Below are 10,965 nucleotides of genomic sequence, written 5' to 3'. Positions count from 1 at the left end.
CGTAACTAAAAACGGCAATTGGCAATACCGGTTTCCGGTGCCGGAGACTGATCATCATGTAATAACGAAACATGCGTTCAGGAAAAGGCTTCTCGTAATACGACTGCGGCTCTACATGGATAAGAATCACGGTATCTTTGCCTTTTACCTTCGTTTCGGCAAGGATGTCAACCCGTTTTTGCTCACCGCCTGGAAAGTCCGTAAACTGTTCCTGCGACAAAAACCGCACCCGACGGTAGTCGAAATCCGCTGAAAGATCCGGGAAAAAGGCATCCATAAACTCCTGAAAAAAGTTTTGGATCAGCTCCTTAAAAAAACGATCATGCACGTGATAACCGGCATGTTTTTCCATTACCAATCCAATGGCAGCACTCCTTTTCTTATTTTTCAGTATTATTATAAAGGACAAACGTTCGTTTTTCAAGTAGATTTTTCAATTTGCAAATTTGATCCGGCGTCCCCTGGTTATGCGGGTGCTTTTCTTTGACTTTGCAGACGATCCAAACTCATAATAAAATGTGAAGAATTTTACAGGAGGGATGAAGATGAATCGGATCAATCTTGGCAAGAGCGGTATATTGGGATCAGAAGTTGCGTTAGGCTGCATGCGGATGAATGCGTTGTCGGAAAAAGAGGCACAAACGATGATTGAAACAGCAGTCGAGCACGGCATCAATTTCTTTGACCATGCCGATATATACGGAAAAGGAGAATCAGAGAAAATTTTTGCAAATGCGCTGAAAAACAGTTCCATCAAGCGGGAAGATATCGTTCTCCAATCAAAATGTGGCATTGGCGACAAGATGTATGACTTTTCCAAATCGCATATTTTAAAAGCGGTTGACGGCATCCTAGAACGGCTCCAAACCGATTACCTGGATATACTCCTGCTTCACCGCCCTGATCCGTTAATGGAACCAGAAGAAATTGCCGAAGCTTTTTCAGAACTACAAAATGCCGGAAAAGTCCGCCAGTTCGGGGTCAGCAACTTCCATCCGTACCAGGTAGAACTTGTCCAAAAATACATTTCTCAAAAACTGATTGTCAACCAGTTGCAGTTCAGCATCGCGCATACCGGAATGATTGACTTCGGGATGCACGTCAATATGAAAGACGAACGCAGCATCAACCATGACGGTGGAATTCTGGAATATTCCCGCCTGCATGATATCACCATTCAAGCTTGGTCGCCGTTCCAGTACGGGTTCTTTGAGGGCGTCTTTATCGATGATCCAAAATTCCCGGAATTGAACGAAAAACTTGGCCAATTGGCACAAGCACAAGGCGTGTCCAAAGAGGCCGTCGCGACCGCGTGGATTTTAAGGCATCCTGCAAAAATCCAAGTCATTGCCGGAACAATGAACCCGGAAAGGCTGAAAAAAATTACAGAAGCATCAAAAGTAAGTCTTACCCGCCGAGACTGGTATGATATTTATTTTGCTGCCGGCAATGATTTGCCTTAACAGGTATATTGTTGGATCCAAAAACAGCAGTGGGCCTCGTGATCGTTTCCCTTTTAAAACAACAGAGCAGCTTTCCCACTTTAGCTTCATGATAATAAAAAGATGCCGTACCAAACGCCGGCATCTTTTTATCATCCTTACACTGCTTCCCTTTCCACGTACTTCGTCTCGTCGGAAAATGCCCAAACGATCCATAAAATTTGATAAACTATGGGAATAAAAATATACAACAGTACATAGGCGCCATGCTTGCCGAATGCTTGAAGCAATTTCACTTGCCAAATGATAATAAAAATAAAGTTCACAACCGGGACGAGCAGAATGAGCACCCACCAGCCGCTTTTCTTAATCAAAAGAAGCTGCTGGATCACATTACAGACCGGGACCCAAGCCATCCAGGCAATGTCTCCGCGCCCGGCTTTTTGGGCCAACTTCATAAATGCCATGCCATTTAAAACATAAAGCGCAATTGCAATAAAGACGGCGTATAAAATTGTTGCCATTATGATACCCCCACTGAATTAGATTTCCGGCGTTGTACACCAGACTTATAAAATATTTATGACCCGGCCCCTACCATCATGCCTCCGTAAAAACAAAGCAACCTTATCTGGAACCTTGCTCTTGTCTGCCTTCAAAATACCGGGCCTTTACATACAGAAAAAGTAATTAACCCTATTAGCTTACGTAGCAATCTGTTTATTTTCCACGCAAAGTAGATGGCCGCTTTTTCTGGCCGTTCACTTTCCAAAAAATTCAAGTGGATAAAATTCGTTTGAAACCTAAATTGTCCCCACTTATTCCCAGCTCCATTATGCAAATCATAATCCCAATTCCGAACCCTTTTATTCAAAATGCTCCATTGTCTTTTTCAATGCCGTTTGGTCGAGGACGATTTCCGAGTTGTTGTTTTTTAAAATATCGTCGTACATGCTTTTCGATGTGCCGTTCAGCTGGTAATAGGTCACTTGCTTATCTGTGTTAAGATTTTTTACAAGCAGACCGAGACTCGCGATATCTGTTTTTGACATATTGGTAGCAATGACAAAATCAGATGATTTGTCCACCAGTTTTGGCAGTTTTGTTAAATTTTTCGGCTGGAGTGCGGTTTTGGCAATACTGATCAGCACTTTTTCCTGCAGCAGCTGGCGGTCATAGTCCACGTTTTTCAACGAATAGCGTTCGTGTACAAGCTCTGTCACCATTTCCCCGTCAAGCGTCTGCGTACCTTGTGCAATTACTTTTCCTTTGTTTTCCGGGTACCAGGGGTGTGTCAGTTTTACATCAAACGGCACATCCACATCAATCGTCCCCAGCGCATCCACCATCGACTGCAAGCCTTCATAATTCGTTTCCACATAATAGTTGACCGGTACGCCTGTCAATTGGCTGATTGAATTGATAGCGGCTTTAATCCCGGCTGTTGTGCCACCTGTTGCTTGTTTAATATATTGCACGCTTGTCAGTTTCGTATAGCCGTAGCCATCAAGATACACGCGTGTGTCACGGGGAATGCTGGCCATGTTATACTTGTGCTTATTCAGATCGACATGAAGCAAGATAATCGAATCCGAATGTCCCACCTTCTGCCCTTTCCGTTCGTCTGAACCGAGTAAGAGGACATTGAATACGTTTTCCTTCATTTTGGGCGTTGTTGTGCTTTGGCTGCCCGGGTTGTTCCCAGTTTTAGAGACGGTCGGCACGTTTTTAAAATGGTTCTCCGGCTGCAGCTTTTGGTAAGCAAAATAAGCCACCCCGCCGCCCAATACAACAACCACCAGTAAAATGGATAAAAAGATCCTCAGTTTTTTCATCATTTCCCCCAAAATCGTTTATGTGTAAACTATTTAAATTATATAACATTTTTCCATCCAAGACTATACAATTCGACAAAATTTTGTTGTAGCTGGCAACTTATTCATATGATGTCTCACCTTCCCCATGATGCCACAAGTTGAAAATTTGTCTGTTACCAAACAATGGGGCCATAGTTTCCTGTCCTATGAAGAACCTTCTCATATTTTTTTCAGATTGAAAATCCCCACTTTTAAACGGAACCCAGCTGCAGCCCCGCTGGTACTAACTGACTTCCCCGGAATTCCCGAACTACTCTGGAAAACAGGATTTGTAGCTTTAAAAATACGATAAATCCCTCATACAAAAGCCCTATAAAAATTATGGTTTATTTTTTCAATTTCTTTTATAATAGAATTGGTTTTTTTAATTTTGCAAAGAAAGGAGACGTGTTTTCCCACTTATTTTTAATTTGTCGATACTGGAGGGGTTGAATAGTGAAGGTTGTAAAGAAAACCATTTACTTGGTCTTGGCAATTGCATTAATTTTACCAGCACTTGTTTTACAAACAGGTCATGCTTCTGCGAGCACCACGCAAACTTTAAACTTTAATACGACAGTTACTAACACAATAAATAACAAAAATGCTGAGCAAGTCTATAAAATTACACTGCCTTCGGCTGGTACAGTGAAAGTCAATTTAAACTCGTATATCGAAGCTGTTATCTTGGATCTGACAGATGAAAATGGAAAGAGTGTATGGGGTTATAGCAGAGACATTTACGATGGATCTGCTTCCACGCCAAAACAATGGTCGGATCAAGCTGATTTGGAGGCCGGGACCTATTACATCAAGATTTCCCAATCCAGTGACTATACTGGAAAATATGATTTAAAGGTTGGATTTAATACTGCTGGAAACAATGAAACAGAGCCGAACAATGGCACATCACAAGCACAGCCTATTACACTTAATACCCAGAAAATCAACGGTTTTCTTAGCTTAAATGATGATACGGATTGCTATAAATTCATTTTGAAACAAGCAGGCACCATTGATGTTCACGTAGATTCAAACATTTATGATGCTTCTCTGGATCTTCTGGATGAAAGTGGAAATGACGTTTGGGGAATAGATGAAGACATATATGGTGGATCCTCTCAAACGCCGAAGCAATGGTCAAAGAGTGTTGATCTGGAGGCAGGAACCTATTATATCAAGATTTCTAATTCCAGCGGTTATACGGGTAAATACAATTTATATGTCAATTACACACCAGCAGGGAATAATGAAGTGGAGCCAAATAACGGTACATCTCAGGCACAGGAGCTGTCAAACGGCCAAAAAATCACCGGTTTTTTGAGCTGGAGTGACGATACGGACGTTTATAAAGTAAGACTGCCAAAAGCAGGAAACCTTAAAATCAGTCTTGACTCCAGTATAGATTGGGCCTATGTGGATCTTATAGATGCGAACGGAAACAACATCTGGGACGAAGAATCTGTTTATGACGGAACCAAAGAGACTCCCAAGCAATGGATGAAAGATGCTGATTTAGAGGCCGGAACCTATTATATCAAAATTCACAGCCCTGAAACCGGCACTTATCATTTGTCAACCTGGTTTACTGCCGCCGGAAACAATGAATCGGAACCCAATAATGGAACGACCCAGGCCCAGCAGATTTCCCTTAATACGCAAAAAATAACCGGTTTTCTGAGCGAGAGTGATCATACAGATTGCTATAAATTCACATTGCCAAAAGCTGTAAAAGTTACGATGAATATAGATTCCTATATGGAGGGGGTCGATCTTCATCTAACAAATTCAAAGGGAACCGCCCTTTGGGACGACTATATTTACGACGGCTCCATTGAAACACCTAAACAATGGAACAAAAGTGAGAGCCTGCCAGCGGGAACATACTATTTAAAAATTAGCAGTGATTATAATACCGGCAAGTACGTTTTATCCGTCAATGCACCTTTGTACCCTTCTGCACCATCTATTAATACGGTAAGTACCAATAGTACAAGTGTATCTGGCAAGACAGACGCAAACTGCACGGTTTATGTTAAAGCCGGTTCTAAAACCTATAAAGGCAAAAGCAACAGCAAAGGCGACTATAAAGTTTCTATTCCTAAACAAAAAGCCGGAACAAGAATTTATGTGTATGCTACAAACACTTATGGCAAAAGTGGAACAAAAGTAACAACTGTCGGATCACCGGCTACAACGCCGTTCGTGAACACAGTCAGCAATAAAAGCACATCCGTTAGCGGAAAGACGAGCAAATCAAGCACAGTTTATGTCAAAATCGGTTCTAAAACCTATAAAGGCAAAAGCAACAGCAAAGGCGACTATAAAGTTTCTATTCCTAAACAAAAAGCCGGAACAAAAATTTATGTGTATGCTACAAACACTTATGGCAAAAGTGGAACAAAAAGCGTGACGGTGGTTGACAGAATTGCACCAAGTACACCGTCTGTTTACACTGTCAGCCATACTTCCCGTTATATCACCGGAAAAACGGAAGCATATGCAACGGTCACCGCTTATACCGGCAGTAAAAAAATCGGCTCTGCCAAAGCTGATAAACATGGTAGTTACAAAATAAAAATCAGCCCGAAGAAAAAAGGGACTGCGATCAAAGTAAAAGCTACAGATAAGTCCGGCAACAGCAGTGAATACCGGACGGTGAAAGTGAAATAAAAAGGCATCAAAAAAGCGCAGTGGTTCAGCTGCGCTTTTTTGGTATTAAGTTTTCCAAAAATAAATGGATTTTGCTGCTTTTTGTACGTGTTTTAAGGGATTCCCCTGTTAGACAAATTCTACGATAATCAGTGTGGCCAATCCGTTGAATAAGCCGGGGTTCGTTTCCCGTTTCCATTTTCATCATCATCCACACCCATGTCGTGCTCTTTCAATGCTTTGTTTAATTTTGCAGCTTCAAGCAGGTCAGGTGTTTCGTATCCGCTTTTCACTGCCCAAATGTAAAAACCGAGCGAAACGAAAGCAATGAGGACCATGTCCCAGCCGTACGGGATCATGTTAAGGCCGCCAAATTTCTCACTTCCAAAATAAGAGATGCCCATCATCACAATCAGATAGGCGACCATCCAAATGCCGGACTTGAAATTTTTCGAAAAAGACTGCCATTTCCTTTTCGCCTGATAGTAAAAATAAATGGGAAGCCCAATCATAATAATGAGGAAAACTTCCCCGGTAAGCGGCCACCGTGCCCAGTATAGCGTCAGCGAAGCAAAAATAAATCCGCATGGCGCGATGATCTGCATGCCCTTCACCTGGAGCGGACGGTACAAGTACCCCGCGGTTTTTCTTAATGCCATGACAGTTACAGGCCCGGTGATATAAGAAATCAACGTAGCAACAGAAATAACCTCTGCCAGTGAACCCCATCCTTTAAATACAAACAGGAAAATAAAACAGATGACTAAATTGACAAACATCGCCGGGCGCGGAATGCCATAAACCGGATGCAGTTTGCCGATAAACCGCGGCAAATATCCATTTTTCTCCATACCATACAGCATACGCGCAGTTGTTGCAGTATAAGTAGTCCCGGTGCCGGATGGAGATACAAACGCATCCAAATACAAGACAATCACGAGCCAGTTAATATTTAACGCAATGGCAAGATCTGCAAACGGGGAGTTAAAATTCAAATGATTCCAGCCATGTGCCAGGACAGAAGGGCTGACACCCCCGATAAACGCAATTTGCAGCAGAACGTAAATCACCGTTGCAATTAAAACAGATCCAACGACTGCAATCGGGATCGACCGGCCCGGCTTTCTCGCTTCGCCCGCCATATTAATTGGACTTTGAAAGCCGTTAAACGCGAACACAATCCCGGATGTCGCCACCGCCGTAAGCACACTTGACCATCCGTATGGGGCAAAAGCATGGCCGTATGTAAAATTGCCGCCATGGAATCCGACAATCAAAAGTGCAAAAATTGTCAACCCCGGAATAACGATTTTAAATATGGTGATCAGCGAGTTTACCCTTGCAAATAAACTGACTGCCCAGTAATTCAGAAAAAAATAAATCAACAGCAGTAAAGAAGCAAGACCGAGTCCTTTTGGCGTCAGCATTCCGTTATGTGCCAAACTCTGTGCCCAGCTCCAATGCCATGAGCTCATATACTGCACAGAAGCCATGGCCTCACTCGGAATAACGGAAACAATGGCAATCCAGTTCGCCCATGCAGCAAGGAAGCCAACAAAAGAACCATGGGAATATTGGGTGTATTTTACCATTCCCCCCGCTACCGGAAACATGGCCCCCAGTTCACTGTAAGAAAGGGCAATAAATAAGATAACGACCATTCCGATCACCCAGGCAAAAATGGCTGCCGGGCCGGCAATCGTAGCTGCTTTCCAGGCACCAAACAACCAGCCGGACCCGATGATGGACCCAAGACCGGTCATGGTAAGCGCAAAAGTTCCCAACTTACGATGCATCATGTTCATACAGTATCCTTCTTTCTTTTCTGTGTTGGCCAAGTTGAAAATACAAAAAGAGCTGACATGAAAAATTTGATTAAAATTTTACTTTATTTTACCCCGGCACAAGCAAGAGAAACTCATCCGCCTCCTCTAATGACAAAATTTATAAATGCATAATTCCATTTTATCTTTAAAAAATGCGAATACCCAATAATTTGAATACGATCTATACAATATCTTTTCCCTCGTGAAGCAAGTGGATTCCCGGCCAGATTCCAGACTGTAAATGGACGGGCCGGCTCTCCTTTTCATTCGGATTCAACAGTTGGCACAAAAAAATCGATCCATAATAGGGATTCTGAACGAATCGGATTTTGGCATTTTAACCGATTCACCCAGCAAGCCGTCTTAAATGTTCACCCCAATAGAAGAAATATTCAAAAAAGGAAGGATTTTGTCCTCTTATAACCGTTAAAATGTTTTCGAGTGCAAAGTTTTTTTCTGTATTGCATTTAAAGTTCGACAAAATCTACGGAATCATTTTTAACTTTGAGAATGCCGCTTGTTCAGCAACCTCAAAATAAAAAGAGATGACGGCCGCAAGAACTACAAATCCACCATTGCACTCTTAAAAGCAGGAATTGTATAATAATACCAAATTGAAAAAGTCGGAGGGGAGTGGGGCGTTAAATGCAAATCACGGTCGCGGAAGCACGGTTGCTTAAAAATGCGGTGTCCAAAAAACTGCATGACTTGATTCAGGATCGAAGCCAGATTGCCTACGTTGAATTTGAAAAAGGTGAAGAATATAAGCCGCATGCACGAACATTTCAGGTGGTGAGCGCGGAAATTCAGCAAGTGCGAAACCACTATCGGGCGGTCACAAAGGCACTGGCAGCATCCAACTTACGCACAACGATTGAATGGAAGGGTGAAAAAATATCCATCGTAGAGGCGTTAGAGCTTGTGAAACAACTTCGCGCCGAAGCCGAAATGCTCCAAGAGTTTGGAAGCAGCCAACAAGTGGAACGGATAGCAAGAGGCGCTTTTGACGCAAATGTTGTCTACAAGAAAGCGCTGTTTGACCCCCCTGCGGTTAAAAAGCAGGCTGAAAAAACCGAAAAAGAAGCCAACCGTCTATCGATACTGATTGATAAAGCCAATTTTAACGCAGCGGTTGACCTCGACTTTGTAGAGGAGTACCAGTAAACACCCGGCATGAGACCCGGCGGCAAGGGACGGAGCCTGGATTCCGCCTTTTGCCGCCGGATCTCATGCCGGCAAGGAAAAGGAGATCTGGGGGCTTGCTGCTTAGATTTGAGCATATCAAATCGTTTGGCACTCACTATTTACAACTGGTTGCGAACGAATCATGGTTCACGCTTGACGCCTTAACGCCGGGACACGCGTAACGAACGAATTATCCTTTTGATGGAATATCACGCATTACGCCCCCGGATCTCTCCTTTTTCACCACTTTAAGCTGTTAGGATACAAGACTAACGTGTATACAGTCATGCGTTCCTCCCCTTCGCCGATGAATCCAATACAGACAACGCATTGGATAAGATTCTCCATGAAGCTGGAAAAATATGCAACCCCGGCACTCTTAAAGAAAGCTTTACCCATACTGAAGTTCAAAAAAATCGGCAGTTTATTAACAAGCGTACGCTGGCTGACTAGAAACGTTTTATCATGAAAATCCGACTTACCTAAGATAGGGCTTGCTGAATAAGCAAAATGCCTAGATTTAGCAAGGTTGCTGACAGCTTTGGCAACCATTAAATGCTAGGGTTTTATAACAAATCCAGTGAAAAGCTTGCACTCGAAAGCCAATTCAACGTATGGAGAAGATAAAATCACCCATTTTCGCAAAAGAATTCTTCTATATTTTGAGACAGAGCTTGCAGACAAACTCAGAATCGGATTCGTTCAGCAAGCTCTAAGATATGGGAAAGAAAAACCACACTGGAAAAGATGAAAATGTATTCTACATCAGCTCCCTGGGTGCTCAATTATAGATGCGATATCTATACTCCCGCCCGGCCCGGCAGGAAGCCGATAAATTTGAAGCAGCTGAATATTTTCCATAGAAAAAAGGAAGAAATCTTGAATAAGAGTTTTCTTCCTTTCGCTATTTACATCAAAAAAAGCTGTTTACAGTGATCCCGTGCCTTTACTCTATATTTAACAGTTTTTTAATGGATAGGACTTTATCATACTGTTTTTTCTTTTTCTTATTGACTTTCCACTGGCCTGTTTTTTCCCAATATTGTCGGAGAGCTAAGGCAGCTTCTTGATTTTGCTGTGCGATTACCTCCTCATATAACTCCGATTTGCTTTTTTCCAGGTCTGCTTGTGATTCTGTTAATGATTGTATGGCAAAGAGCAATCTTTCTTCCTTGGACATCGCCGCCAAGCGGGCCTCTGCTTTCTGTTGTTCACGCAACGCCTGCTCTTGCTCAATTTTTAGCAGTTCCTCTTTTTTCCGCTGTTCTTTTCGCTGCTGCTGTTCTTCCAACACTTTCCCCAATTCCGCTGTTACGTCCCTTACTTCAATTTCAATCCACACACTCGCAAGGAGTGTGACCCGATTTTACTCGGTTCCAGGCGCTGGATGTCGCAATTTCAATCCACACACTCGCAAGGAGTGTGACAACTGGCTGATAGAGTTACGGCATCATTGTACCGATTTCAATCCACACACTCGCAAGGAGTGTGACCCGCCGATGATCTCCAACACCTGGCCGTAAAGGATTTCAATCCACACACTCGCAAGGAGTGTGACTTCTTGTTCTGCTCAGTTAACACAACTAAAAAAAATTTCAATCCACACACTCGCAAGGAGTGTGACGATTTGCGAATGCAGCAAGCACAACCTCGACCGGATTTCAATCCACACACTCGCAAGGAGTGTGACCAATTCGCTTCAATGGCATCAATCATGCAGTCCTATTTCAATCCACACACTCGCAAGGAGTGTGACGTACCTTTTCGGCTCTGTCCCTTTCTTTGTTTCAATTTCAATCCACACACTCGCAAGGAGTGTGACATCAGGATTTAGAAGCGCAGATAACAGCATTAAGATTTCAATCCACACACTCGCAAGGAGTGTGACAAAAATGATGATCAACATTGAAAAACAATGTAAAATTTCAATCCACACACTCGCAAGGAGTGTGACTCGACCCGGCAGCTACGAAAATATGAAACTGGGATTTCAATCCACACACT

The 10,965-nt window shown here is 42.8% G+C and carries 8 protein-coding genes and 1 CRISPR repeat array; of the genes, 3 read left to right on the top strand and 5 right to left on the bottom strand.

The genetic code is table 11. The features are described from left to right. A partial coding sequence (locus P9687_RS02370) for an Rpn family recombination-promoting nuclease/putative transposase (RefSeq protein WP_443089691.1) occupies positions 1–364 on the bottom strand: 364 nt, incomplete at its 3' end. A gap of 181 nt (positions 365–545) precedes the next feature. On the opposite strand from P9687_RS02370, the gene P9687_RS02365 reads away from it, so the two are divergent. Beyond that, positions 546–1,463, top strand: coding sequence for an aldo/keto reductase (locus tag P9687_RS02365; protein WP_061577145.1), 918 nt, complete (start codon positions 546–548; stop codon positions 1,461–1,463). Between the two features lie 137 nt (positions 1,464–1,600). On the opposite strand, the gene P9687_RS02360 is transcribed toward P9687_RS02365, so the two are convergent. Then, positions 1,601–1,966 carry a DUF5684 domain-containing protein gene (locus P9687_RS02360; protein ID WP_014096161.1) on the bottom strand — a complete coding sequence of 122 codons (366 nt, stop codon included), beginning with the start codon at positions 1,964–1,966 and terminating at the stop codon, positions 1,601–1,603. Positions 1,967–2,308: 342 nt separating this feature from the next. Then, positions 2,309–3,277: an LCP family protein gene (locus P9687_RS02355; protein WP_168985873.1), complete on the bottom strand. Its 969-nt coding sequence runs from the start codon at positions 3,275–3,277 to the stop codon at positions 2,309–2,311. Positions 3,278–3,754: 477 nt separating this feature from the next. Here P9687_RS02355 and P9687_RS02350 point away from each other — a divergent pair, with 477 nt between their 5' ends. Next, positions 3,755–5,971, top strand: a complete 2,217-nt coding sequence (locus P9687_RS02350) for an Ig-like domain-containing protein (RefSeq protein ID WP_168985872.1) — start codon at positions 3,755–3,757, stop codon at positions 5,969–5,971. Between the two features lie 128 nt (positions 5,972–6,099). Here P9687_RS02350 and P9687_RS02345 read toward each other — a convergent pair whose 3' ends face one another. Further along, a complete protein-coding gene (locus P9687_RS02345) occupies positions 6,100–7,755 on the bottom strand; it encodes an APC family permease (RefSeq protein ID WP_168985871.1) in 1,656 nt (551 codons plus the stop codon). Positions 7,756–8,421: 666 nt separating this feature from the next. On the opposite strand from P9687_RS02345, the gene P9687_RS02340 reads away from it, so the two are divergent. Further along, positions 8,422–8,940 carry a hypothetical protein gene (locus P9687_RS02340; protein ID WP_061577142.1) on the top strand — a complete coding sequence of 173 codons (519 nt, stop codon included), beginning with the start codon at positions 8,422–8,424 and terminating at the stop codon, positions 8,938–8,940. A gap of 967 nt (positions 8,941–9,907) precedes the next feature. On the opposite strand, the gene P9687_RS02335 is transcribed toward P9687_RS02340, so the two are convergent. Further along, positions 9,908–10,252, bottom strand: a complete 345-nt coding sequence (locus P9687_RS02335; RefSeq protein WP_168985870.1) for a hypothetical protein — start codon at positions 10,250–10,252, stop codon at positions 9,908–9,910. Between the two features lie 37 nt (positions 10,253–10,289). Beyond that, positions 10,290–10,915: direct repeats of the CRISPR family, unit length 32 nt; unit sequence ATTTCAATCCACACACTCGCAAGGAGTGTGAC. Positions 10,916–10,965: the final 50 nt, after the last annotated feature.

The sequence above is a fragment of the Weizmannia sp. CD-2023 genome, assembly GCF_036225245.1.
Classification (GTDB): Bacteria; Bacillota; Bacilli; order Bacillales; family Bacillaceae_C; genus Weizmannia; species Weizmannia faecalis.
This window is presented reverse-complemented; position numbering and strand designations above follow the sequence as displayed.

Excerpts from the sequence above, each read along its gene's own strand:
- P9687_RS02365 (WP_061577145.1), top strand. The coding sequence starts at position 546 with ATGAATCGGATCAATCTTGGCAAGAGCGGTATATTGGGATCAGAAGTT.
- P9687_RS02360 (WP_014096161.1), bottom strand. The coding sequence starts at position 1,966 with ATGGCAACAATTTTATACGCCGTCTTTATTGCAATTGCGCTTTATGTT.
- P9687_RS02355 (WP_168985873.1), bottom strand. The coding sequence starts at position 3,277 with ATGAAAAAACTGAGGATCTTTTTATCCATTTTACTGGTGGTTGTTGTA.
- P9687_RS02345 (WP_168985871.1), bottom strand. The coding sequence starts at position 7,755 with ATGAACATGATGCATCGTAAGTTGGGAACTTTTGCGCTTACCATGACC.
- P9687_RS02340 (WP_061577142.1), top strand. The coding sequence starts at position 8,422 with ATGCAAATCACGGTCGCGGAAGCACGGTTGCTTAAAAATGCGGTGTCC.